This window comes from Kribbella catacumbae DSM 19601 (genome assembly GCF_000372465.1).
In the GTDB taxonomy this organism is placed as follows: domain Bacteria; phylum Actinomycetota; class Actinomycetes; order Propionibacteriales; family Kribbellaceae; genus Kribbella; species Kribbella catacumbae.
Genome location: NZ_AQUZ01000008.1, coordinates 198,947 through 221,488 on the forward strand (window position 1 = coordinate 198,947; position 22,542 = coordinate 221,488).

Consider the following 22,542-nt stretch of genomic DNA (forward strand, 5'->3'; position numbering starts at 1 on the left):
CTAATAACGGTCCTGGCCGAAACTACTGGGGCGGGTTTTAAGCTGTCAACGATTTAGATCGATCCGGAACAGCTGTGCCCCGGTTGTGACCAACAGTTGGTTGTTGCCGCGGACCGCGAGGCGGCGGTTCGGGTGGGTGATGAAGACCGGCGGCGTGGTGCGCTGCCAGGGCTGGAGCTTGTAGATCCGGTTGCCGTCGATTCCGGCGTACAGCGCGTCGCGGGTGGCCACGATGTCACCGCCGGCCGTGGTCGTGCCCAGGTCGAAGCGGCGCTTGAGCCGGCCGCGGAGGGTGTCGACGGCGAAGATCGTCTTGCCGGCCACACCCCAGAGCAGCCCGTCCGGGCCCAGCGCGACCGAGCTGACCGTGCCGGCGCCGGTGATCGGGGTCTCCCAGAGCTTGCGCGAGTGCCGTACGTCCCAGGCGAAGACGGTGCCCTCGGTCCGGGTCGGCGGGGTCGTGCTGAGACCGCCGGTGATCGAAGTACCGCCGTACACGATGTTCCTGTCGGCGGCGAGGCCGAAGACGCTCTGGTCCTGGACGACGTTGCGGAAGACCTGCGTCGTGCCCGCCACCGGGTCGTGGATCGCCAGCGCGCCGCCGAGCCGGTCGCCCTCGGGGACGGTGCCGATCGCGATCTTGCCGTCCACCTCGACGATCGTCCGGGCCCGCATCTGCAGGTCTGCCTTCATGTTGACCCGGAGCTTGGGGTTGTCCGGCGTACCGGGTGGTCCGGGCGAGTACTCCGGACTGCTCCACGGCTTGGTGCGGTCGTAGGAGTAGACGCGAGCCTCGGGGTAGTTGCCGATCCAGACCTTGCCGTCGGACGCCTCCAGGATCGCCTCGGTCTGCGAGAACCGGTTGAAGGTGGACGCGCCGGTCGCCGGATCGACGATCGCGACACCGCCGTTGAGGAAGCCGCCGGCGTACACCGACTCCTTGCCGCCGGCCACCGACAGGATCTCGATCGGTTCGCGGCGGACCGCCGACTGGAAGATCTCGGACTTTCCGGTCTGCGGGTTGTAGCGGAACAGCTCGCCGCGCCACAGCGTCCCGACGATGCTCTTGCCCGGGTAGTCGGGCAGGCCGAGCTCGGCCCAGCCGATCGCGCGGGCGTTCTGGATCCGGCCGGTGAAGGTGAGGCCGGTGCCGGTCAGCGTCTTCGTCGCCGGGTCGTAGCGCTTGAGCTCACTCTGCTGGATCAGGTAGATCTCGCCGCTGTCGCCGACCGGCGAGATGTCGAGGCCGTGCGACGCGGGGATCTCGTCGACCCACGCGCGGGTGGCGAGGTCGTAGACGAAGGTCGGACCCGGGTACGCCGTACTGAAGCGCGCGTAGAGCCTGCCGGCGCGGGCGTTGAGGTCGTAGACGGCGACGTTCTTGATGTCCGGAAGCCCTGGTGGGGTTGGGATTTCGGTCACTGCGCCGCTGACCGGGTCGAGCTCGGCGAGGTGGGCGTCGGGGTTCGTGCCGGCGTAGACCTTGCCATTGGCATAGTCGATGCTCTTGACGTACGGCTGGCCCGCGATGATCTGGCCGTAGTCGCGCACCGCGCCGCTGGCGGCGTCGTACCGGAAGATGCGGCCGCCCGGGTAGGTGCCGCCGTACACGTTGCCCTGGGGGTCGGTGGTCAGCCGCCAGATGAAGCCCTCGCTGGCGATCGGGCGACCGAGGTCCTCGACGGTGTTGCCGCTGCCGGGACGCCAACGGTAGAGGTGCCCGTTGTTGTAGGTGCCGGCGTAGATCGTGCCGTCGGGGGCTGCCGTGACGGCGTAACCGGCGTCGGCGCCGGGGAGCGGTGCCGAGACCAGGCTGGCGCCGGTGGCCGGGTCGATTGCGTTCAGGTAGCCCGGTTTGCCGGCGGAGATGTTCCAGATGGCTGCCTTGCCGTTCGGGCCGGGGGCAACGGTGCCGCCGATCAGGAGCACGTCGGAGAGTGGGATCCCCAGCGGTACTGCGGTGGGCGGCGGTGGTGGGTTACCTGCTTCCGCCGCGGTCAGGGGGGCCATGAGCAGGACGGCAAGTGCCGTCGTCAGGAGCGCACGCGCTGATCGCATCGGGGATGCCTCCAGGGGAAATGAATAACGGTCTTGTCCGAAAGTACAGCTCCGGTCGGTGATCGAGTCAAGGTTTCGATGACGACCAGTAGTGACGACCGTTGATCGCCTGGACCGCCGGGTTTTCGGCCTCGGCCGATAAGTGCCCGGGGATTGGGCCGGGGAGTGGCTCAGGGATTGGGGAGGCGGCTGAGCAGCCGTTCGAGCATCTCCCGGGTGGCGGCGAAGTAGCTGTTCTCGCGGGTCAGCGCGCGGTGGAAGGCGGCCAGCTCGGCGGGGGAGATCGTGTTCGAGAAGGTGCTGATCTCGGTCAGGTCGAGGCGGCGATTGAACAGGTGCACGGTGTCGCGCCAGCGGTGCAGCAACGTGACGAGGTCGGCGTCGCGATGCCGGCTGAGCGCGCCGGACACCAGCGCGAGGTCGACGGCCGAGACGACCAGCCGGGGATAGACCTGGCGCTGGGTCGGGGTCCGCGGGGCGAACCGCTCGTCGGACAGCAACCGGGTGTTCTCCTGCAACTCGTCAGCCACAGCCCGCAGTACGCCGGTACGCCGCTCCGCCTCCGCGGTCAGCCGCTCGACGAAGATGCCGGTCAATCCAGCCACCAGGGTCAGCGAGTTGACCGCCGGCTCCCAGCGACTGTTGTCCGGCCAGAAGAACCAGCTGACGCCCAGTACGAACGCCAAAGCCAGCAACCCATAGCTGACCGCCGTCACCACCGTCCGCCGATACCCCGCCCACCGCGCATCTCCTCGCGCGGATCGAAGAACCCCCAGCAGCACCCGCAAACCTGCAAGCACCCGCCACCGATCCCGCCGCAAACTCCCAACGTCAGCCACGGCACTCTCAACCCCAGCCGCAGCACCGCCAGCCGCGCCGCCTCCGGCTCCGGTCGCGCCACCGGCGTTGCTCTCGCCTTGCGAGGCTGCCGGGTCGGGTTTCGGCGTACGGGGGTCTTGGGTCATTGCGCCCAGATGTCGTCGGCGAGGGTGTTGATGGTTTCGGCGGCGGTGCCGGGAGCCAGCAGGAGGAGGTCGAGGCCGAACGGGGTGGGGCGGTGGGTGTAGCGGAAGCCGGAGTGGGCGTGCTCGATCGGGGTGAGGCCGCACTCGGCGGTCAGCTTCTTCAGCCGCTCGGTGGAGAACTTCCGGGTGGTGTAGAGCAGGATCGTGTCCTCCGGATCGAGCACCACCTCGGTGTGATCGGGCAGTCCCATCACGATCGGCTCGTCGGTGTTGTTGTGCCACACGATCTTGACCCGCAGTGCGTCGTTGTTCTCGACCTCGCCGCGAAAGTCGATCCGGTCGTAGTCGATCTTCAGATCCGTGTTGTACCGCAGCGTACTCGTGACGAACTCCGCGAACGCCCGCGTCTGGTGGTACTCGTCGGCGGCCGCGTTCGCCGCCGCCTGGTCCAGGCTGCTCGTACTGGCGACCTCGAGCAACAGCCGGTCCTGCGGCCGCAGTGCCCGGGTGATGGTGGCCAGCATCTCCTGGTCGCTCTCGAAGTTGGCCAGCGTGTTGCCGGTCAGCGTGTAGAGGATCGGATCGTCACCGACCAGCCGGCTCAGCATCTCGCCGAGCTCTTTCATGTTGTCCCAGATCGAGAAGTCGAGCTGCACCGGCAGCACCTGCGTGGTCGGGAAGCCGACGCCACGGACCGGCTCCAGGCTGCCCATCCGGAGCATCTCGGAGCTCATGTCGACGGGGATGTAGAACATGTTCGGGTTCCGCTGGTACAGGTCGGACAGGATGGTGCGATCCTTCACGCCGGTCCCGACGCCAAGGCTGACGAAGTGGAAGCCGCCCCGGTCCACGTGCGGCCGGACCCGGCGCCAGTGCCGCAGGAACGACTCCGCGCCGGCCTTCATCACCAGGTAGAACGGGTCCTTGGTCGCGTTCGCCCAGGCGATCGTCGGGCCGATACCCCAGTAGGAGAAGCCCGAGGTGATCTGCTTGCCGTCGCCGGTCCGCGAGAACGGCCCGCGCAGGTCACCGGTCAACGTTGCCAGCTTGTCGGTCTGATCCTCGCCGGTCAGCACCAGCGACCAGGCGAAGTCGTCGTCGGCGAGCGCCTGCTCGAGCTTGCGGATCACATGCACCGGCTCGTCGGTCACGTTGTTACCCCTCCCAAGGTGAGAGGTCAGGTTACCGGTTGACCACGCTCCGCGCAGGTAGGAAAAGCCCTGGCCGCCGGTACTCCGCTCCGGCTCGGCAGGGCCGCCGAGTCGATCAGACCGTTTTCACCGCGTCGGCCTCGCGGCCCTTGGGTCCGTCCACGACCTCGAACTCGACCTGCTGGCCGTCCTCGAGCGTCTTGTACCCGTCGGAGACGATCTTGCTCCAGTGGACGAACACGTCGTCCTGGCCGTCGACGGCGAGAAAGCCGTAGCCCTTGTCGGCGTTGAACCACTTCACGGTGCCGCGCACCATACCAACTCCCGTAAACCTTCAACGGAACCCGCTGACCGGACCCCTCGGGTGCCCGGCACCGGTGAACCGGTTGACCGAGCGGTCAACAAGACTAACTCAGCGCCCGATACAACGTGCGAGAAGCACAGGACACTAGCTGCGGTGGGAGGCGGCGAGGCCGATGATGCCTGCGGCAACCAACAGGAGGGCCGCGGTCAGGCCGAGGTCGTCGGTCTGGACCACGCCGTTGTCGTTCAGGATCCAGATGGTGGCGCCGCCGGACAGGACGGTGCCGGCGATGATGCCCGGGACGTCCGGCTTGATCTTCCTCATCAGCGCTCCACCTTGATGCTGCCCAGCTTGAGGTGCACGTCCAGGACGACGGACTGCGGTCCTGTCGTACCGTCGGCGCCCAGGTCGGTCACCGTCATCTTCGCAGGGTGCCCGCCCTTGGTCTTGCCCAAGGCGTCCACCTGACCGGCGTCGGCGACCAGGTTGCCGGTCACGTCGACGTTCGGCGGCAGCTTGACGACGACCTCGCCGGCACCGCCGTTGACGAACACCTTGGCGCCCTTCGCGAAGGTCGCCTTGGTCAGGTCCAGGTGCACCGAGCCCGCGTCGAACCGGTACGCCGTATTGGTCGCGTCGATCGTGCTCTGCGCGGGGGCCACATACTTCACGTCGGCGAAGTCGCGGGGGACCTCCGGGAAGATCGTGCTCGCCGCGATGCACAGGGCCAGCAGCAGGCCGAGCGGGAACAGCGCGAGCGTCTTGCCCAGGAACCCGCCGATGAGCATGCCCACGCCGAGCGTGGCCAGCCCGATCACCAGCATCAGCGTGGTCTGGGCTCCGGCCGCCCAGGCGATGGTCAGGGCGGCACCCGTCAGCAGGAGAATCGCGGGCTTCACGCCGCGGTAGCCCTTCACCGGTGGTGCTGCGGCCGTCTGGGTGGCCGGGGCCGACGGCTCGTCGACGTACAGGCCGAGGGGGTCGTCCTCGGTCCACACAGGCTGGACAGGCTCGGTCACCCGGTCCTGGGGGCGCTGCGTGGCCGAGGACGGTTGGCCCGCTGGGGGAGGTAGCGGGCCAGTCTGGGCGGGTCCGTCGGTCTGAGGGGCGCTTTGACCGGCCCAGCGAGTACTGCGCATGGCGCTGGCCTGGGCCCGTTCGGCGCTCCGCATGGCGCTGGCCTGGGCTCGCTCGGCGCTGCGCATTGCATTGGCTTGGGCGCGCTCGGCGGTGCGCTGGGCTCGCTCACCCCACTGGCCACTGCGGTGACCCCAGTGGTTGCGGCCCTTGCGGCGGAACACGAACAGCCAGAGCAACCCAAGCACCACCAGCGGCCCGGGGATGAGCTTGCCGAAGTTGAAGGAGGACATCAGTGCGATGGCCGAGAACACGCAGAGGCCGATCACCACCGGCCACAGCCACGGGTGGTCGTGCCGGACGCGGTCACCGAGCAGGCCCTGCGCGGCGGAGCGGTCACTGCCCTCGTCGGGCATCAGCACCCAAGCGGCGGCGTAGAAGATGATGCCGGGACCGCTGAGGACGAGGACTGCCATTACTACCCGGATCAGCACCGGGTCGACGTTCAGTGCGCGGCCCATGCCGCCGCAGACACCAGCGAGCATCCGGTCGGACCGGCTGCGACGCCAACTCTGCACGTCCTTCAGCTGTCCGCGGTCGAATCCCCCGCTCGAGTTCTGCTCCATGCCATCGATAGTGTCCTTCCCGTCGCGGTGACGCCATCGGGGATCACCCTCGCTGACCCCGGACGTCGCTTAGAGTGAGATCCTTGGAATTCTGAGGCGCATTCATGGCGCTGGGACTGGGGGCAGGATGACGGTGAGTGGCGACAATGGCTGGACACCTGACGCGGAAGCGGAATTCGTCTCGGCGCGTGACCTGGTCAGCGCGGTGATCGCGGCGTACAGCGAGCGGATCGACGCGGCCGGCGGCCCGGAGCAGGCCGACCACCTGCGCGCGGCGCGGACGCCGTACCTCGAGCTGCGCGCCCGGCTGACCATCGAGGACAGCGCGGAGATCGCCAAGATCTCCGCCGAGTTCCCGGCACTGCTGGCCCGGGTTCGCGGTTGAGCGAGCAGACCTCGATAGTGCCCGGCCCTGGCGGGCACCTGCTGACCGGTCACCAGCTCCGCACGATCTACGAGAAGGACGTCCTGCCGCACCTGGTCGGACCGGCCAGTGAGCGGCCGACGGCGCTGTTCGTCGCAGGTCAGCCTGGTGCCGGCAAGACCACGATGCAGCAGGATGCGATCCGCCGGCTCGGCTTGGAGGACGCGTACTTCCTCGACGGCGACGACCTGCTCGACCTGCATCCGTACTACCAGCGGCTGTCTCGGGAGAACGACGTGACCGCGGCCGGGCTGTGCAGGCCAGACATCCGGGAGTGGCGCGACCAGGCGATCACGCAGCTGATCGACGGCCGGCGGGACCTGATCCTGGCGCACCCGATGGGTGAGCACGAGCTGGCCACCGAGTGGATGGGCCGGCTGCGCGAGGACTACCAGGTCGTGATGGCGGTCGCGGCCGTGCACGAGGCGCAGAGCGAGCTCGGGGCGATGGACCGGTTCGTGACCGGGCGGCAGCAGGTCGGGTTCGGGCGGGAGGCGGCGCCGGAGGTCAATCACCGGTTCGCACTCGGACTGCTGGACACGGCATACGTCGTCCAGCAGGACAAGCTGGCCGACCAGATCGACGTCTATCGGCGTGGGCCGGAGATCGTCTCGCACCACGAGTTGGTGGATGGGCGGTGGGCTGAGGAGCTGCCCGCTGCCGAGAGCATCCAGAACGAGTGGAACAAGCCGTGGACCGACGCGCAGGCGGAGTGGTTCGTGCGGACGAGGGGTGAGCTGCCCAGCGGGCTGCACCCGGAGTGGGACTCCCGGCTGGAACGGCTGGATGGGATGGCGGAGCCGAAGCTCGCCGAGTACCGCCGAGCGACTGGCCTCAGACCGCTCCCGACGCAGCAAGCCTCCCGGCTCGCATCCCGCCCCGGCCCGCCCGGCTGGCTCCAAGCTCAAGCGCCGCTGGCTGGCCAGCAGGCGGCTTCGGCCGTTGCGGCTGATCCGGAGTTGGCTCGGCTTGCGCGGCTTACTGGGGTGGGTGGGCCGGCTGCCTCTCCGTTGAAGCAGCAAGGGGCCGTACAGGAGGCTGCCGACCAGGAGACTTCTGCGCAGGGTGGGCGACAAGCGGGGAAGCGCGACAACACGGTCGAGAGGTAGCTGCTAGGGGTTGTCCCCGGGCCGACCCTGAGCGCAGGGAGTGACGGCTGAGGAGTCAGCCGGGGAGAAGCCTGCTGGTGCGCGGACTGCCGGCATGTGACGATCGTGGGGATGACACAACCAGCTGCTGCCGCGCCCACGGGCGGGTCCCCTGCGCCAGGGGGTCCGGTCGGCGGTCCGCATACCCAATACGGTCCGCAGGCGCCGTACGGCACTCCCGGCTCGCAGCAGCCGCCCGGTACCGAGCCACCGCCCGTACGCCGCGCCTATCGGCGTACCGACGGCCGTGTACTGAGTGGTGTGGCCGGTGGCATCGCAGACCACCTCAATGTGTCCGACACCGTCGTGCGGCTGGTCTTCATCGGCGCGACGGTGTTCGGCGGCTTCGGCGTACTGATCTATGCGGCACTGTGGTTCCTGATGCCGCTGGAGGTACCGACCGGCCCGAACGCGCCCGGTCTGGCCGCGGCCACGCGGAGCGGGATGCGGCCCGAGACTCCGCAACCGCCGCTGGCGTCGGCGCACAAGGAACGCCGCAAGGAGAAGAACCGCGGCCAGCTGACCGCACTGGCAGTCGTTGCCGTCGGCGTCCTGCTGCTGCTGAACGTGGCCGGGTTCGGAGTGGCCGGCAAGATGTTCTGGCCGCTCGTGTTCGCCGGCACCGGGCTGGCACTGATCTGGCGGCAGGCCGACGAAGGCCAGCGCAATGCCTGGGTCGGCAAGGCTCCGACGCTCGGCGCACTGTTCGGCAAGGGCGGCTGGAAGTCGGTCATCCGGGTTACGGTCGGGCTGATCCTGCTCGGGACCGCGGTCACCGTGTTCCTGGTGCAGAACGGCCGGCTGTCCCAGGCCGGCGACGTGCTGGTCGCTCTCTTGCTCGCAGTGGTCGGCATCGGCGTCATCGCGGGGCCGTGGATCCACCGGCTCAGCCGTGACCTCAATGCCGAGCGCGGCGAACGCATCCGGTCGCAGGAGCGCGCCGACATGGCCGCGCACCTGCACGACTCGGTACTGCAGACGCTGGCCCTGATCCAGAAGCAGGCGAACGACCCGCGGGCCGTAGTACGGCTGGCTCGTGCGCAGGAGCGTGACCTGCGGTCCTGGCTGTACGACGAGGACGACAACACCGACCAGACGCTGTCCGGTGCGGCCAAGCGGGCCGCCGCTGAGGTGGAGGACTCCCACGGCGTACCGGTCGAGGTGGTGACCGTCGGCGACTGCGACCTGACCGAAGGGCTGTCGGCGATGGTCCGGGCGGCGCGGGAATCGATGGTGAACGCCGCCAAACACTCCGGAGCTGACAAGATCGACGTATTCGTCGAGGTGGACGGGGACCGGGCCGAGATGTTCGTCCGGGACCGCGGCAAGGGCTTCGACACCGATGGGGTGCCGGAGGACCGGCTGGGGCTGCGGCACAGCGTGATGGGCAGGATGGAACGGCACGGCGGCCGCGCAACGGTGCGGTCGAACCCGGAAACAGGCACCGAAGTGCGACTGGAGATGGACAGATGACGCAGAGGCGAGTGGTGGTCATCGACGACCACGACATGTTCCGGGCGGGTGTGCGCAGCGAGATCGGCGCCTCGGTGGACATCGTCGGCGAGGGTGCCGACGTGGAGTCCGCGGTGAAGGCGATCGCCGGGACCGAGCCGGATGTGGTGCTGCTCGACGTGCACCTGCCCGGCGGCGGTGGCATCGAGGTGATGAAGCAGGTGCACCAGCGGCACCCGGACATCAAGTTCCTGGCGCTGTCGGTGTCCGACGCGGCCGAGGACGTGATCGGCGTGATCCGGGCCGGCGCCCGCGGCTACGTCACCAAGAACATCAGCGGTACCGAACTCGTCGACGCGATCGGCCGGGTCGCCGACGGCGACGCCGTCTTCTCGCCGCGGCTGGCCGGTTTCGTCCTGGACGCGTTCTCCGGCGCGATCGACATCGCCTCGGTCGACGAGGACCTGGACCGGCTGTCCCAGCGCGAACGCGAGGTCCTGCGGCTGATCGCCCGCGGCTACGCCTACAAGGAAGTGGCCCGCGAACTGTTCATCTCGGTCAAGACCGTCGAGACCCACGTCTCCTCGGTACTGCGCAAACTCCAGCTCTCCAACCGGCACGAACTGACCCGCTGGGCCACCGACCGCCGCCTGGTCTGAGCCCCGACCCCTTCAGCGCGTGGTGGAGCTGTAGGGGAGCAGGGCCATCTCCCGAGCGTTCTTGATGGCACGGGAGACCTGCTTCTGCTGCTGCACGGTGAGGCCGGTGACGCGGCGGGAGCGGATCTTGCCGCGGTCGGAGATGAACTTCCGCAACAGCGCCGTGTCCTTGTAGTCGACGAACTCGATGCCGTCGCGCTTGAACGGATTCTGCTTCGGCTTACGTCCGCGCCCATCGGCCGCCTTGTCACGTCGTACCATCGTCGAACCCTTCTTGCTGTTGATAATCGTTTTCAACTAGCATAGCCGTTGCTGACGTCGACGAAGGAGCTGGGTCCATGGCGGTACCGAAGCGCAAGATGTCCCGGTCGAACACCCGCAGCCGGCGGGCGCAGTGGAAGGCGGCGCCGGTCGATCTGGTGCCGATCACGGTCAACGGCCGGCAACTGCGAGTACCGCGGCGGCTGGTCAAGGCGTACCAGCGTGGGCTGATCGACTGACCGGATCGGTCCGATGCGGCTGGCCGGTGCAAGTGCGGGCGGGTGGCGAGATCCGGCCAGGGCACAAATTCGCCACCCCGACAGCCGCGCAGCGGGCTTTGGGACTGTTATACCGTCGACTCTCATGGAGCGGAATCTCACAGCTGAACAGCTCGCGCTCTTCGAGAAGGAGTTCGCGTCGAACCCGCAGTACCGGGTGATGCAGAACGCCGTCACGGAGACGCCGATCGCCAAGATCGCCCTGGATCGCCAGGTTGTCACCTCGATCGACCATTCGGTGTCGAATCTGCTGGACGACTGGAAGGTGACGAACCAGAAGAAGAGCGGCCGGTGCTGGCTGTTCGCCGGCCTGAACCTGCTCCGCGCCGGCGCCGCCGACAAGCTCGGCGTCAAGGACTTCGAGTTCTCCCAGAACTACCTGTTGTTCTGGGACAAGTTCGAGCGCGCGAACTTCTTCCTCGAGGCGATGATCGAGACCGCCGGCCGCGACGTCGACGACCGCACGGTCGCGCACCTGCTGTCCGACCCGATCGGTGACGGCGGGCAGTGGAACATGTTCGTCGCGCTGGTTCGCAAGCACGGCCTGGTGCCGAAGTCCGCGATGCCCGAGACCGAGAGTTCGTCGGCGACCGCCCAGCTGAACGACAGCCTGCGCAAGCTGCTCCGCCAGGGCGCGCGCGACCTGCGCAAGATCGACGGCGCGGAGGCGCAGCGGGCGCACAAGCAGGAACTGCTGACCACCATCCACCGGGTGCTGAGCATCCACCTCGGGACGCCGCCGCAGAAGTTCCTGTGGCAGTGGAAGGACAGCGACAAGGGCTTCCACCGCGACGGCTGGACCACCCCGGCCGAGTTCGCCGCGGCGTACGTGACGCTGCCGGTCGACGAGTACGTCTGCATCGTGCACGACCCGCGGGAGTCCAGCCCGGCCGGCAAGACCTTCACCGTCGACTACCTGGGCAACGTCATCGACGCGCCGCCGGTGGTCTACCTGAACGTCGAGATCGACCTGATGAAGCAGCTCACCCAGGACGCCATCGTCGCAGGCGAGCCGGTCTGGTTCGGGTGCGACGTCGGCAAGCAGATGTCGGCCGACCTCGGCTACTGGGACGCGAACCTGTACGACCTCGGCGCCGTCTACGACACCGAGTTCAGCCTGGACAAGGCCGAGCGGCTGCTGCACCACGAGACGCTGATGACGCACGCGATGCTGTTCACCGGCGTCGACCTGGTCGACGGCAAGCCGCGCCGCTGGCGGGTCGAGAACAGCTGGGGCGACGACAAGGCCGACAACGGCTTCTGGACCATGAACGACTCGTGGTTCGCCGAACACGTCTTCGAGATCGCCGTCCGCAAGTCGGCCCTCCCGGCCGACCTGCAGGCCCGCCTCGACGAGGCCCCGATCGTCCTCCCCGCGTGGGACCCGATGGGCGCCCTCGCCGACTGACCCGTACTACGCCAACTCCCTGATCATTCGCCCCCTTTTCACCCTCCTGCGGACTATCCGGTCCCGTGGGGAGGATGACGAGGGTGAAAAGGGGGCGAATGATCAGGGAGTTGGGCGGTCAGGCTGTTGCGGTGAGTGCCGCGCGGATCAGCGCGGTCATCTCGTCCGGGCGTTCGAGCGACGGGAGATGGCCGGCCCAGGCGAGTTCGGTGTGGTCGACGTTCGGCAGGATCTCGCTCAGCTGCTTCGCGCAGGCCGCGAAGAAGGCGAACTCGTGGGCGCCGGTGAACAGCTTGACCGGCGCCGTGATGCCGCCGACCTCCCATTCGTCGTTGTCCACGTCCCCCGCGGCCAGCTGGACCTCGAAGGCGTGCTTCTGCATCATCCGCACCAGTTCGCGCGCCTCGTCATTCGCCTCCGGCCCGACCCAGGCCCGCACGTTCAGCTCGGTGGCACCGCCGACATCGCCGGCTTCCAGTAGCCGGTCCTCCTCGGCCCCGAACGCCCGGAGGTCGTCGGTCGGCACGACCCCGTCGGCTGGCGGCGACATCAGCACCAGCCGGCTGAACCGCTCCGGCTGCCTGCTCGCCGCCTGCAGCGCTACATAGGCGCCGTACGACGCGGCGACCACCGACGTGGTCTCCACCCCGAGCTCGTCGAGAACCTCTAGCACGTCCGCCGCGTCGGCGTACTTCGCCCCCGCCTCGAGCGGCGTCTCGCCGTACCCGCGCCGGTCGACCGTGATCACCCGATGGTCGACCCGCAGATCTGCCACCTGCCGCGCCCACATCCGCGAATCACAAACGCCTGCATGGACCAGCAGCACGGCCGGCCCGGTCCCCACTACCTGATGAGAGATTGTCACCCCCGAACCCTCGCGCCTGCGGCCCCGGACGGCAAATCCTTTGTTTCTCAGGGGGTTCTCGGGTGCGGGTCATGCGGTGTTTGCCGGGCGTTCAGGTGGGTGGCCTAAGTCACTGGGTGATGAGTTGCGGCAGGATCGAAAGGGTCTGCTAGGACCCTGCGGATCAGGCATAGTCGCAGGCGCTGGGGGGCTATCGGCCCCGGTGGGGTTCATAAGGGGCTGGGGGTTCCTGATGACGATCCGGTTCGCGCTGCTCGGGCCGCTGCGAGTCGAGGCCGCTGGGCGGCCGGTGCGGATTCGTGCCGCGAAACAACGTGCTCTGCTGGCAGCGCTGCTGTCGTCGGCCAACCGGGTGGTACCGGCCGAAGAACTGATCGATCGATTGTGGGCCGGCTCCGAGCCGTCGGACGCGCGGGGCGCACTGCAGATCCACCTCAGCCGGCTGCGGACCGCGCTGGGTGACTCGGCCCCGATCCGGACCGAGCAGGACGGCTATCTGATCGAGGTGGCCGTCGGCGAGCTCGACATCCTGGACTTCCGCGACCGGATGAGCCGCGCTCGTTCGGCCGGCGATATAGCGAGTGAAGCCGAGCTGGTGCGAGCGGCGCTGAGTCTCTGGAAGGGCCGCCCGCTGGCCGACATCGCGTCGGACTCCTTGCAGCGCGACATCGTCCCGCAGTTGGAGGAGGAGTGGTTCCAGGCTCTGCACCGGCGCTTCGACGTCGAGCAGGCGCTCGGGAATCACCAGGACATCGTCGGCGACCTGCGCAATCTCGTCACGCAGTACCCGACCCGCGAGCGGTTCAGTGTCCAGCTGATGCTCGCTCTCTACCACTGTGGCCAGCAGGTGGAGGCGCTCGAGGTCTACCGGAAGGTGGAGGAGACGCTCCGCGAGGAACTCGGGCTGGACGTCGGCGCTGAGCTCAGTGAGTTGCACCAGCGAGTCCTGAGCCACAGCATCTCCCCGGTCTTCGCTCCGGCAGTACGTGACGCACCCGCTGCCTGGCCGACGCCGTACCAGCTACCGGCGGACACCGTCGACTTCGTCGGCCGCGAAGAGCCGCTCAAGCACCTCACCGGCCTCTTCGCCGAGACCAGCCCTGCCGTGCGGATCGCCGCGATCTCGGGGATGCCGGGCGTTGGCAAGAGCGCGTTCGCGGTACATCTCGCGCAGCGGTTGCGGCCACAGTTCCCCGATGGGCAGCTCTACGTCCAGTTGCACGGCTCGATCGAGGACCGGCTGGCCGACGTACTGGCGTCCTGCGGCGTACCACGCTCCACGATCCCCGATGGCCTGGATCAGCGCTCGGCCGCCCTCCGCGCCGCGCTGGCCGACCGTCGCGTACTGCTCCTCCTGGACGACGCGACATCCACCGAGCAAGTCCGTCCCTTCCTGCCCGGTACGCCGTCCGCCGCCGTCGTGGTGACCAGCCGGTCATTGCTGGCGGGGCTGGCCGGTGCGCATCAAGTGCGGCTGGACCCGTTCGACGATGACGAGGCGGTCGAGTTGCTCGGCCGGATGACCGACCCCGACTGGATCGCCGAGCAGCGGACCGCGGTGTTCCGGATCAACGCGGCCTGCGGTGGACTCCCGTTGGCGCTGCGAATCGCGGGAGCGCGAGTCCTGGCCAGGCATCCGGCCAGTGTGGAGTCGTTCGCGGATCGGCTGGTGGAGCGCCGCATCTTGTCGGAGCTGACGATCGACAACCTGGGCGTCCGCGCCATCCTGGAGCAGACGTACTGCGCCCTGGATCCGCTGGCCCAGCAGGCGTTCCGGCGACTCGGCCCGCTCGGGATGACCAGCGTGCCGAGCTGGGCGGCCGATGCGATGTTCGGCGACCTGGCCGATGAGCATCCGTTCGACCTGCTGGTGCAGGCGAATCTGCTCACCTCGACGGGTCTCGACCGGCTGGGCGTACCGCGGTACCGGCTGAGCCCGCTGCCGGCCGCATTCGCTGCCGAGCTGGCCGCGGACGACGAGGAGACCGGCCCGGCCATCGCCCGCTACCACCAAGCGCAGCTGGGGCTGGCCGAGCTGGCCTTCGGTGATCGCATGGCGGCCATGGGGCTGGCGGTCAGTGAGTCGGTGGCGCGGCGCGTGCGGGAGGACTCGCTCGGCTGGGTGATCACGGAGAAGGAGCAGTTGGCCGCGACGATCCTGCGTTGCTTCCGCGGTGGTGAGTACGAGGTGGCCGCGCGGCTGAGCGATCTGATCATGCCGGTGCTGACCGAACACGTCGACAACCGCGACCAGCAGGCTTGCTGAACTCCTGCTATTCACTTTCTCTTCCTTGTCACCTCGGTGGCTTTCGTGCGCCGAATGCCGGCGACGGCCGGACGAAAGCGGGCCGAAAGCCTTGCTGAATAGGCTTTCTCCATCAACCGAGAACGGTGGGGAGGTGGAGAAAATGCGTGAGTACGAGCGCCCGACGGTGATCGAGGCCGGCGACTTCGGTCAGGAGACCGCTGGTTCCGGTGGCCACAACTGGGAGTGGATCGACGCCTGGGGTTGGTGAACCACCCCTCCGGCTGAGGTGGTGGGCGGCGAACCCTACTCGCCGCCCACCATCCGCATCAGTACCACACCTCGCAGAAAGGAACCACTGTGAAGAAGCTTCTGCTGAGCGGCGTCGCCGTTGTCGGTGCCGTGCTGGCGCCGGTCATGCTTGCCGCTCCCGCCTCGGCCGCTCCGGCGCCGCAGGCTGCCATCCAGACCACCTCCGACTCGACCGTCGGCGTGCTGGGCTTCTGGGCCGACGTGGCCTACTTCGCCACCATGCAGGACTGCGTCGGCGCCGGTGAGTACGGCCGCCACCGGGGCACCTGGTCCGCCTTCGAGTGCAGCTGGGTCCCGCGTAAGGGCGCCTTGCTGCGCGCGTTCTACAACTGAGTGCCGGCGTTCGAGGAGGATCGCGATGAACTGGTTTGTGGTCCTCCCGGACGCTGAGCGCGGCGAGACCCTGGCGGCCCGGCTGGCTGCGCCGGAGCGAGTGGATCATCCGTCCGGTCGGCCGTGGATCCTTTGCTCACAGCAACTAATAGTCGGTAGGGCGAGCGGCAAGGCGGTTGCCCTGCTCGGTGAACACGATGTCCGCTCTCTCGACGCGGTCGCTGAGCGGATGCTCGACCTCGATCCGCGGGAGACCTTCGACGGCAGTGCGCATCTGATCACCGCGATCGACGGCAGCGTCGCAGTACGCGGTACCGCGACTGGCTTGCGTCGCGTTTTCACCGCCACTGTTGACGGTCTGCCCATCGCGAGTGACAACGCCGCAGTACTGGCGGAGCTGCTCGATGCGTCAGTGGACCGCGTTCGGCTCGCCACCCGACTCCTGTTCCCCGGTGCGCCTTGGCCGCTGGGGTGGCAGTCCGTTTGGCCGGCTGTGCACGCGGTCAGGCCGGACCACTTCGCAGTACTGCGGCCTGCCGGTCCGCCCGAGGAGCGTCGCTGGTGGCAGCCGCCCGAGGCGCGACTCGACCTGAAGCAAGGCGGCGAGGCGCTGCGTGCGGCCTTGATCAACGCTACTCGCGCGAGGCAGCTCGACGGACGCACAGTGGTCTCACATCTCAGCGGCCTGGACTCCAGCTCGGTCTGCTCGCTCGCGGTCCACGAAGGCGCCGAGGTGGTCGCGCTGACCGCCGCCCAGCCGGACGCGATGGACGACGACGTCACCTGGGCCGGCCGGACTGTCGCCGCGCTCAGCGAATCCGGCCACACCGTCAAGCATGACGTGATCCCCGCGGACGAGTGTCCACTGGTGTACGACGGACTGCTGACGACCGGCGACCGTTTCGACGAGCCGTTCCTCTACGTCCACAACCGGCGCCGGTTCGTGCACATCCTCGAACGCGGCGAGCAGTACTCGCCAAGCCTGCACCTGATGGGATTCGGCGGCGACGAGCTGTGCGCGCCCGGCCCGGCCTGGCTCGCCACGATCGCCAGGCAATCGCCGCTGACCGGCCTCCGAGCGATCCGCTCAGCCGCCGCGCGACACCGTACGCCGCTGACCCGCGCAGCGCGTGGGCTGTTGCGCCACCGTACGTACTCCGACTGGCTCCGCACCGCCGCAGCCGAGCTGGAGCAGCCGAAACGTCGTGAGCTCTACCTTGGTTGGAGCACTCCGCCCCTACTCCCTGCGTGGGTGGCGCCGGAGATCGTCGAGGCGGTCCGCGCCGAGCTGCTAACCGCCGCGTCGACCGATCCGGGCCTTTCGCCGGACCGTGGACTCCACCACAACCTGGCCGCTGTGTACTCCGGCGCGCAGGTCGCGCGCGGCTTCCAGCAGCTAGCGGACTTCCACGGCATCAGGGCTTCGGCGCCGTTCTTCGACGACAAGGTGCTTGAGGCAACTTTGTCGGTCCGGATCGCGGCCCGCCACGACCCGGCGGCGTACAAGCCGTTGCTGGTCGAGGCGATGCGCGGGATCGTGCCGGACGCCACCCTGCGCCGCGTGACCAAGGCCGAGACGGCGGCCGCCGCGGTACTGGGAAGTCGTCAGCACCGAGACCAGATCATCGGCGCGGTCGACGACTCCCGGTTGGCCCAGTTCGGCTTGATCGACGACGCCCGGTTGCGCGCGGTGGTGGCCGGCCCGATCGACGTCCAGACCGCCCACCGCAGGCTCGAGCCGACGCTCGGCTGCGAACTGTGGCTACGCAACCAGGAGGAGAGCCGTGTACAGCTTGGCTGATGAGCACTCGGTGGCGAGGACCGACTACGGGGTTGTGCTGCTGAACGAGGCGACGGGCAAGTTCTGGAATCTCAACCCTAGCGGCGCGCTGGTCTTCGACGCCCTGTTAGCCACGGGCACGGTGGAATCCGCCGCCGCGGCCGTGATGCGGGAATTCGCCGTGGATTCCGAAATGGCCACCGCCGACGCCGACGAGGTTCTCCAGAAGCTACTGAAAGCCGGAATTCTGGTGCTCGCATGAGTATTTCCCAGGTGATGCCGGAAGACACCACCTTCAGCTTTCGCACCAAACTCGCCGCCCGCCTCGCCGTCCTCGTCGCGCGGTGGCTCAAGAACAAACCGCCGAAGAAGATCCAGACCGTCCTGCGACGCCTCTCCAAGGGAGCAAGACCCGCCGGGTACGACGAGGCCGCCCGGGCCCGGGACTTCGTGGTCGGCACGAGCCTCCTCTGCACCGGCCCGGAGGGTTGTCTGCCGAGGTCCATCGCGACCGCGGTGCTCTGCCGGTTGCAGGGCACGTTCCCGACCTGGTGTGCCGGCGTACGGGTGACTCCGCCGTTCGGGGCGCACGCCTGGGTGGTCGCGGAAGGCCGCGATGTCGGCGAGCCCTACCCGCCCGGCTATCACCGGGTCCTGCTGAAGGTGGAACCGCGATGAAGTTCCCGATGGCACGCACCTGCCCGTACCAGCCACCGCCCGAGTACGCCGTACTGCGCGAAGCCGGCCCGATCACCAAGGCGCAACTCTTCGACGGCCGGATGGTCTGGGTGGTCACCGGCCACGCCGAGGCGCGGCAACTGTTCTCGGACGCGCGGCTGTCGGTCGACCGGTCGAACCCGGACTACCCGCGACTCGCGCACAGCCCGGTCGATCCGGCGGCGATGAAGGCCGTACAGACCTTCGTCGACATGGACGAGCCCGAGCACGCGACGCATCGGCGGATGGTCGTCGGCAGCTTCACCGTACGGCGTACTCGCGCGCTGCGGCCGGCGATCGACGCCGACGTGGAGAAGCTGGTCACCCGGTTGCTGGTCCTCGGACCGCCCGTGGATCTGTTCGCCGAGTTGGCCGTGCCGTTGTCGGCGAAGGTGTTCGCGCGGCTGTTCGGCGTACCGGCGAGGGAGGCCGGACGGTTCCATGACCTGATGCGGCTGGCGGCGGAGCGGATGACGTCCGGCAAGGCGCTCTACCAGATCCAGGAGTCCTTCGACCGCCGGATCACCGAGCTGGCCGAGGGGCGGGCGGAGCTTGCCGACGACCTGCTCAGCACGCTCGTCGCGGGGCCGCTGAAGGACGGCGAGCTGACCCAGAAGCAGTTGCTCAACATGTGCATGACCCTGCTGGTCTCCGGCCACGAGAACACCTTCAACCTCATCGGCCTGAGCACGCTCACCTTGCTGGAACACTCCGAGCACCGCCTGGTACTGCGCAAGGACCCGACGGCCGCCGTAGAGGAGTTGCTCCGCTACCTGTCGATCGCGGACACCGTTCCCCGGCTGGCGATCGCGGAGATCGAGATCGCCGGCGAACGGATCCAGCCCGGTGACGGCGTGATCCTGCCGGTCGCGGCCGCCAATCGGGATGCCGGGGCGTTCCCCGATCCGGACCGGCTCGACCTGGGCCGGCCCGCGCGCCACCACCTCGCCTTCGGGCATGGCGTCCATCAGTGCCTTGGGCAACATCTTGTCCGGGAGGTGCTGGAGGCAACGGTGATCGGGCTGTTCGGCCGGCTGCCGCGGCTGCGATTGGCCGTGCCGATGACGGAGATCCCGGTGCGCGGCGCGATCGGCGTACAGGGCATCAGTGCGTTGCCGGTGAGTTGGTGAAGAGCATGGGAGTCAGTGCGAACCGCGAGGTCTGCGTCGGCGCCGGGCAGTGCGTGCTCGCCGCGCCGGAGGTGTTCGACCAGGACGACGACGGGCTGGTCGTGGTGACCGCGCCGGATCATCCCGACGACGCCGCCGTGCGGGACGCCGTCCACCTTTGTCCGGCGGGGGCGATCAGCCATGCCTGACTTCCCGATGCCGCGCGGTACCTGCCCGTTCCGGCAACACCCCGGGTACGCCGAAGCCGCAGCGCTTGGGCCGCTGACCAAGGTGTCGATGGCGCACGGGCAGATCGTCTGGTTCGTCACCGGGTACGCCGAGACGCGCGCGCTCTTCGCCGATCCGCGGCTGTCCGTCGACCGCACCAACCCCGGCTATCCGGGCTCGGCCGCCGCGACGCCCGAGCAGCTCGAGCAGCTGCGGGAGACCCAGAGCTTCAACCAGTTGGACGATCCCGAGCACGCGGCGTACCGGCGACTGGCGATCCCGAGCCTGACCGTCCGCCGCGTCAAGTCGCTTCGGCCCGCGTTGCAATCGGCAGTGGACGACATCGTGGACGACCTGCTCGCAGCGGGACCGCCAGCTGACCTCGTCCCCGCGCTAGCTGTTCCACTCCCATCGATCATGCTCTCCCTGCTGTACGGCATCCCGGATCGCCAGTACTTCGAGCAGCGGGTGCAGCAGGCCGCGACTGATCGACGCTTCGGCGGCCGGGCTTTGAGTGAGCTGAGCGACTATCTCGACACCCTGCTCCGGTCGAGGGACGGAACCGGCGACGATCTGCTCAGCGGGCTGATGAGTGGGCGGCGAGCCGACCAGGTCACCCAGCGGCGAGTGCTCAACCTCGCGCTGCAGACGCTTGTCGCAGGCAACGAATCGACGCTGAGCATGCTGGCCATGGGTGCGTTGTCGTTGCTGGCTCATCGCGATCAGTGGGAGGCGCTGGTCGCCGATCCGGGTCGCGTTCCCGCGGCGGTGGAGGAGTTGCTGCGGTACCTGTCCGTCGCCGACAGCGTGCCCCGAGTGGCACTCGCGGATGTCGAGATCACCGGCGAGGTGATCCGGGCCGGCGACGGCGTCCTGCTGGCCACGCCCGCGGCCAACCGTGACGGCAACACCTTCGCCAATCCCGATGAACTCGAGGTTGAAAGGTCCGCGCGGCATCACGTCGCCTTCGGATACGGCGTCCATCAGTGCGTCGGGCAGAACCTCGCGCGGGCGACGCTGGAGATCGCGTTCGGTGCGCTGGTGACCCGCATTCCCGACTTGCGGCTCGCAGTACCGGCGGACGAAGTACTGATCGACGGTGGGGTCGGCGTGCATCGGATCACCCGGCTCCCGGTCACCTGGGGTGGGCGATGACCGGCTTCCCGATGCCACGCGGCTGTCCCTACCACCCGCCAGCCGGGTACGGCGAGCTCGGCGGCCCGCTGGCCAAGGTGACGCTACTCAGCGGCCAGGAGGCCTGGGTGGTGACCGGGTACGCCGAAGCCCGCGCGCTGTTCGCCGATCCGCGGCTGTCCGCCGATCGGGCCGATCCGCACTATCCCGAACTGACCGGACGCCGGGCCGACCCGGAGGCGATCCGGGCGGTCCGCACATTCGTCGAGATGGACCAGCCCGAGCACGGCGAACACCGCCGGATGGCGATTCCGAGTTTCAGCCTGCGCCGGATCCGCGCCCTGCGACCACGGATCGAGCAAGCCGTGGAGTCGCTGCTCGATCAGATCGTCGCCGCCGGGCCGCCCGCTGATCTGGTCGAGTCGCTCGCGTTCGATGTACCGGCGTTTCTGCTCGCGGAGCTCTTCGGGGTGCCGGCGGCTGATCGGCCCGCGTTCACCGCGGCGGTGAAGGAGAAGAACGGCGCTGGGTTGCCCACGCTTGCGCGCTACTTCGACCGGCTCGCCGCTACGAAGGAGCCCGGTGATGACCTGCTGTCCGCCTTGCGAGCCCGCGACGAGCTGGACCGGCGGCAGTTGATCAACCTGGCCATGATGATCGTCGTCGCGGGCAGCGAGACCACCGCGAACGTGATCGGGCTCGGAACCCTGGCGCTGCTCGACCATCCGGCCCAGCAAGCCAAGCTCCGGGCGGATCCGGCGGCAGCCGTCGAAGAACTCCTGCGCTACGTGTCGATCGCGGACACCATCCCCAGGGTGGCGATCGCCGACATCGAGATCGGCGGCAAAACGATCCTGGCCGGTGAAGGCGTCGTCCTGAGCACAGCCGCCGCCAACCGCGACGAGCAGGCTTTCCCTGCCCCGGATGAGCTGGACCTCGGCCGGGCGGCCAGGCATCACGTCGCCTTCGGCTACGGGCTCCACCAGTGCCTCGGCCAGAACCTTGCCCGTACTGCGCTCGAGGTCGTCTTCACCCGGCTCTTCGACCGCCTGCCCGGCCTCAGCCTCGCAGTACCGGCCGAGGAGTTGCCGATCAAGGGAGCAGTTGGCCTGCAGGGGGTCACTGCGTTGCCGGTGACCTGGTGAGCTGGCTTGGGCGGCTAGCCGGGGTCTGCCGCCGACACCTCGGTACTGCGTTGCTGGCGGTCGGTGCCGCTGTTCTGTTCGCCGGAGTAGCCGCACTGACCCCACTGATCGCGCGACAGGTCGTGGACGAAGCCGTGGCCGGCGGTACTGCTGGGCTGATCCCACTACTCCTCGGTCTCGTGGTGATCGCCATCGTGCGCTTCGCCGGGTCCTTCCTGTCCCGGTACGCCGCTGACCGGCTGGGGGCTGACGTCCAGCACGACCTCCGACTGGAGGTGTTCGCCGTGATCCAGCGGTCCGACGGTGGGCAGCAGGACCGGCTGCGTGGCGGCGACGTGATGTCCCGGATGACCAACGACCTGCAGGTCGTCTACGGGCTGGTCTGCGCGCTGCCCCTGACCCTGGGCACGATCGTGTTGGCGCTCGTGGCGTTCACTGTGATGGCAGTACTTCAGCCACTGCTCGCCATGGTCGCGCTGGTCGTGCTTGTCCTGGTCGGGGTGGTCACTGCGAGGTCTGGGCAGACACTGGCCGGTGCGAGCCGAGTAGCTCAGCAGCAGGCCGCCGAGCTGGCTCAGCAGGTCGACGAGACCGTGGCCGGAGTACGGGTGGTTAAGGCGTTCGGGCAGGAGGACCGGGAGATCGCCCGCTTCCGGCAGCGCGCCCGGCGGCTCCTTGCGGCACGGCTGCAGGTCGTCAGGCTCACCTCCCAGCCGTCGTTCCTGCTGGCCGTACTGCCTGGGCTCGGCCAGGTGGGGATGCTCGCGCTCGGCGGCTGGCTGGCCATGGAGGGCCAGATCAGCCTGGGAACCTTCCTGGCCTTCTCCAGCTACATCGCCATCCTGGTCGGACCCATCGGCACA

Annotated in this window: 24 protein-coding genes and 1 pseudogene; 17 read left to right on the forward strand and 8 right to left on the reverse strand. The window is 68.6% G+C overall.

The window, feature by feature from the left end; translation table 11 throughout:
• Positions 1-45: 45 nt before the first annotated feature.
• From A3ES_RS0111640 to A3ES_RS0111665, 6 genes are all read right to left on the reverse strand, one after another.
• Positions 46-2,058, reverse strand: a complete 2,013-nt coding sequence (locus A3ES_RS0111640; protein ID WP_020386986.1) for a ligand-binding sensor domain-containing protein — start codon at positions 2,056-2,058, stop codon at positions 46-48.
• 170 nt (positions 2,059-2,228) lie between these two features.
• A complete protein-coding gene (locus A3ES_RS0111645) occupies positions 2,229-2,897 on the reverse strand; it encodes a hypothetical protein (protein WP_169501767.1) in 669 nt (222 codons plus the stop codon).
• Between the two features lie 122 nt (positions 2,898-3,019).
• Complete coding sequence (locus tag A3ES_RS0111650; protein ID WP_020386988.1) at positions 3,020-4,174, reverse strand: L-histidine N(alpha)-methyltransferase; 1,155 nt, start codon at positions 4,172-4,174, stop codon at positions 3,020-3,022.
• Positions 4,175-4,289: 115 nt separating this feature from the next.
• The gene (locus tag A3ES_RS0111655) at positions 4,290-4,490 is read right to left on the reverse strand and encodes a cold-shock protein (RefSeq protein ID WP_020386989.1); all 201 of its coding nucleotides are present in this window, start codon (positions 4,488-4,490) and stop codon (positions 4,290-4,292) included.
• 132 nt (positions 4,491-4,622) lie between these two features.
• Complete coding sequence (locus A3ES_RS0111660) at positions 4,623-4,802, reverse strand: hypothetical protein (RefSeq protein WP_020386990.1); 180 nt, start codon at positions 4,800-4,802, stop codon at positions 4,623-4,625.
• Positions 4,802-6,181 carry a PspC domain-containing protein gene (locus tag A3ES_RS0111665; protein ID WP_020386991.1) on the reverse strand — a complete coding sequence of 460 codons (1,380 nt, stop codon included), beginning with the start codon at positions 6,179-6,181 and terminating at the stop codon, positions 4,802-4,804. Before A3ES_RS0111665 ends, A3ES_RS0111660 begins: the two co-directional genes overlap by 1 nt.
• A gap of 133 nt (positions 6,182-6,314) precedes the next feature.
• Here A3ES_RS0111665 and A3ES_RS46965 point away from each other — a divergent pair, with 133 nt between their 5' ends.
• The 4 genes from A3ES_RS46965 (at position 6,315) to A3ES_RS0111685 (ending at position 9,864) form a co-directional block, all read left to right on the forward strand.
• Positions 6,315-6,566 carry a hypothetical protein gene (locus A3ES_RS46965; RefSeq protein WP_020386992.1) on the forward strand — a complete coding sequence of 84 codons (252 nt, stop codon included), beginning with the start codon at positions 6,315-6,317 and terminating at the stop codon, positions 6,564-6,566.
• On the forward strand, positions 6,563-7,714 hold the full coding sequence (locus A3ES_RS0111675) for a zeta toxin family protein (protein ID WP_083933378.1): 1,152 nt from the start codon (positions 6,563-6,565) through the stop codon (positions 7,712-7,714). The genes A3ES_RS46965 and A3ES_RS0111675 overlap by 4 nt, the downstream gene beginning before the upstream one ends.
• A 111-nt stretch (positions 7,715-7,825) precedes the next feature.
• Positions 7,826-9,226 carry an ATP-binding protein gene (locus A3ES_RS0111680; RefSeq protein ID WP_063745942.1) on the forward strand — a complete coding sequence of 467 codons (1,401 nt, stop codon included), beginning with the start codon at positions 7,826-7,828 and terminating at the stop codon, positions 9,224-9,226.
• Positions 9,223-9,864 carry a response regulator gene (locus A3ES_RS0111685; protein ID WP_026162779.1) on the forward strand — a complete coding sequence of 214 codons (642 nt, stop codon included), beginning with the start codon at positions 9,223-9,225 and terminating at the stop codon, positions 9,862-9,864. The genes A3ES_RS0111680 and A3ES_RS0111685 overlap by 4 nt, the downstream gene beginning before the upstream one ends.
• 12 nt (positions 9,865-9,876) lie before the next feature.
• Here A3ES_RS0111685 and rpsR read toward each other — a convergent pair whose 3' ends face one another.
• Positions 9,877-10,125 carry a 30S ribosomal protein S18 gene (gene rpsR, locus A3ES_RS0111690; protein ID WP_020386996.1) on the reverse strand — a complete coding sequence of 83 codons (249 nt, stop codon included), beginning with the start codon at positions 10,123-10,125 and terminating at the stop codon, positions 9,877-9,879.
• 77 nt (positions 10,126-10,202) lie between these two features.
• On the opposite strand from rpsR, the gene rpmF reads away from it, so the two are divergent.
• Both rpmF and A3ES_RS0111700 read left to right on the forward strand, forming a co-directional pair.
• A complete protein-coding gene (gene rpmF, locus A3ES_RS0111695; protein ID WP_020386997.1) occupies positions 10,203-10,364 on the forward strand; it encodes a 50S ribosomal protein L32 in 162 nt (53 codons plus the stop codon).
• Between the two features lie 124 nt (positions 10,365-10,488).
• A complete protein-coding gene (locus A3ES_RS0111700) occupies positions 10,489-11,811 on the forward strand; it encodes a C1 family peptidase (protein ID WP_020386998.1) in 1,323 nt (440 codons plus the stop codon).
• A gap of 118 nt (positions 11,812-11,929) precedes the next feature.
• Here the strand turns inward: A3ES_RS0111700 and A3ES_RS0111705 are convergent, their stop codons facing one another.
• Positions 11,930-12,676, reverse strand: coding sequence for an alpha/beta fold hydrolase (locus tag A3ES_RS0111705; RefSeq protein ID WP_040454469.1), 747 nt, complete (start codon positions 12,674-12,676; stop codon positions 11,930-11,932).
• Between the two features lie 232 nt (positions 12,677-12,908).
• On the opposite strand from A3ES_RS0111705, the gene A3ES_RS46970 reads away from it, so the two are divergent.
• From A3ES_RS46970 to A3ES_RS57025, 11 genes and pseudogenes are all read left to right on the forward strand, one after another.
• Positions 12,909-14,942 (forward strand): AfsR/SARP family transcriptional regulator, encoded by a 2,034-nt coding sequence (locus A3ES_RS46970; protein ID WP_020387000.1) that lies wholly within the window; start codon positions 12,909-12,911, stop codon positions 14,940-14,942.
• A 142-nt stretch (positions 14,943-15,084) separates the two neighbouring features.
• Positions 15,085-15,192 carry a keywimysin-related RiPP gene (locus A3ES_RS53960; protein ID WP_020387001.1) on the forward strand — a complete coding sequence of 36 codons (108 nt, stop codon included), beginning with the start codon at positions 15,085-15,087 and terminating at the stop codon, positions 15,190-15,192.
• An 89-nt stretch (positions 15,193-15,281) separates the two neighbouring features.
• Positions 15,282-15,566, forward strand: coding sequence for a hypothetical protein (locus tag A3ES_RS0111720; protein ID WP_020387002.1), 285 nt, complete (start codon positions 15,282-15,284; stop codon positions 15,564-15,566).
• A 25-nt stretch (positions 15,567-15,591) separates the two neighbouring features.
• Entirely contained in the window at positions 15,592-17,367 is a 1,776-nt protein-coding gene (locus A3ES_RS46975) for an asparagine synthase-related protein (RefSeq protein WP_020387003.1), read from the forward strand.
• Positions 17,351-17,608 carry a lasso peptide biosynthesis PqqD family chaperone gene (locus A3ES_RS0111730; RefSeq protein WP_020387004.1) on the forward strand — a complete coding sequence of 86 codons (258 nt, stop codon included), beginning with the start codon at positions 17,351-17,353 and terminating at the stop codon, positions 17,606-17,608. The genes A3ES_RS46975 and A3ES_RS0111730 overlap by 17 nt, the downstream gene beginning before the upstream one ends.
• Positions 17,605-18,024 (forward strand): lasso peptide biosynthesis B2 protein, encoded by a 420-nt coding sequence (locus A3ES_RS0111735; protein ID WP_026162781.1) that lies wholly within the window; start codon positions 17,605-17,607, stop codon positions 18,022-18,024. Before A3ES_RS0111730 ends, A3ES_RS0111735 begins: the two co-directional genes overlap by 4 nt.
• Positions 18,021-19,193 carry a cytochrome P450 gene (locus A3ES_RS0111740; RefSeq protein WP_020387006.1) on the forward strand — a complete coding sequence of 391 codons (1,173 nt, stop codon included), beginning with the start codon at positions 18,021-18,023 and terminating at the stop codon, positions 19,191-19,193. Before A3ES_RS0111735 ends, A3ES_RS0111740 begins: the two co-directional genes overlap by 4 nt.
• A gap of 5 nt (positions 19,194-19,198) precedes the next feature.
• On the forward strand, positions 19,199-19,381 hold the full coding sequence (locus tag A3ES_RS0111745; protein ID WP_026162783.1) for a ferredoxin: 183 nt from the start codon (positions 19,199-19,201) through the stop codon (positions 19,379-19,381).
• Positions 19,374-20,555, forward strand: a complete 1,182-nt coding sequence (locus A3ES_RS46980; RefSeq protein WP_020387008.1) for a cytochrome P450 — start codon at positions 19,374-19,376, stop codon at positions 20,553-20,555. Before A3ES_RS0111745 ends, A3ES_RS46980 begins: the two co-directional genes overlap by 8 nt.
• Positions 20,552-21,679: a cytochrome P450 gene (locus A3ES_RS0111755; RefSeq protein ID WP_020387009.1), complete on the forward strand. Its 1,128-nt coding sequence runs from the start codon at positions 20,552-20,554 to the stop codon at positions 21,677-21,679. Before A3ES_RS46980 ends, A3ES_RS0111755 begins: the two co-directional genes overlap by 4 nt.
• Positions 21,676-22,521: pseudogene (locus A3ES_RS57025) on the forward strand (ABC transporter transmembrane domain-containing protein); the annotation flags it as partial. The gene A3ES_RS0111755 and the pseudogene A3ES_RS57025, both read left to right, overlap by 4 nt.
• Positions 22,522-22,542 lie beyond the last annotated feature (21 nt).

Coding starts and splice junctions, on each gene's coding strand:
- A3ES_RS0111640 (WP_020386986.1), bottom strand. CDS start 2,058: ATGCGATCAGCGCGTGCGCTCCTGACGACGGCACTTGCCGTCCTGCTC.
- A3ES_RS0111655 (WP_020386989.1), bottom strand. CDS start 4,490: ATGGTGCGCGGCACCGTGAAGTGGTTCAACGCCGACAAGGGCTACGGC.
- A3ES_RS0111660 (WP_020386990.1), bottom strand. CDS start 4,802: ATGAGGAAGATCAAGCCGGACGTCCCGGGCATCATCGCCGGCACCGTC.
- A3ES_RS0111665 (WP_020386991.1), bottom strand. CDS start 6,181: ATGGAGCAGAACTCGAGCGGGGGATTCGACCGCGGACAGCTGAAGGAC.
- A3ES_RS0111680 (WP_063745942.1), top strand. CDS start 7,826: ATGACACAACCAGCTGCTGCCGCGCCCACGGGCGGGTCCCCTGCGCCA.
- A3ES_RS0111685 (WP_026162779.1), top strand. CDS start 9,223: ATGACGCAGAGGCGAGTGGTGGTCATCGACGACCACGACATGTTCCGG.
- rpsR (WP_020386996.1), bottom strand. CDS start 10,125: ATGGTACGACGTGACAAGGCGGCCGATGGGCGCGGACGTAAGCCGAAG.
- rpmF (WP_020386997.1), top strand. CDS start 10,203: ATGGCGGTACCGAAGCGCAAGATGTCCCGGTCGAACACCCGCAGCCGG.
- A3ES_RS0111700 (WP_020386998.1), top strand. CDS start 10,489: ATGGAGCGGAATCTCACAGCTGAACAGCTCGCGCTCTTCGAGAAGGAG.
- A3ES_RS46970 (WP_020387000.1), top strand. CDS start 12,909: ATGACGATCCGGTTCGCGCTGCTCGGGCCGCTGCGAGTCGAGGCCGCT.
- A3ES_RS53960 (WP_020387001.1), top strand. CDS start 15,085: ATGCGTGAGTACGAGCGCCCGACGGTGATCGAGGCCGGCGACTTCGGT.
- A3ES_RS46975 (WP_020387003.1), top strand. CDS start 15,592: ATGAACTGGTTTGTGGTCCTCCCGGACGCTGAGCGCGGCGAGACCCTG.
- A3ES_RS0111735 (WP_026162781.1), top strand. CDS start 17,605: ATGAGTATTTCCCAGGTGATGCCGGAAGACACCACCTTCAGCTTTCGC.
- A3ES_RS0111740 (WP_020387006.1), top strand. CDS start 18,021: ATGAAGTTCCCGATGGCACGCACCTGCCCGTACCAGCCACCGCCCGAG.
- A3ES_RS0111745 (WP_026162783.1), top strand. CDS start 19,199: ATGGGAGTCAGTGCGAACCGCGAGGTCTGCGTCGGCGCCGGGCAGTGC.
- A3ES_RS46980 (WP_020387008.1), top strand. CDS start 19,374: ATGCCTGACTTCCCGATGCCGCGCGGTACCTGCCCGTTCCGGCAACAC.
- A3ES_RS0111755 (WP_020387009.1), top strand. CDS start 20,552: ATGACCGGCTTCCCGATGCCACGCGGCTGTCCCTACCACCCGCCAGCC.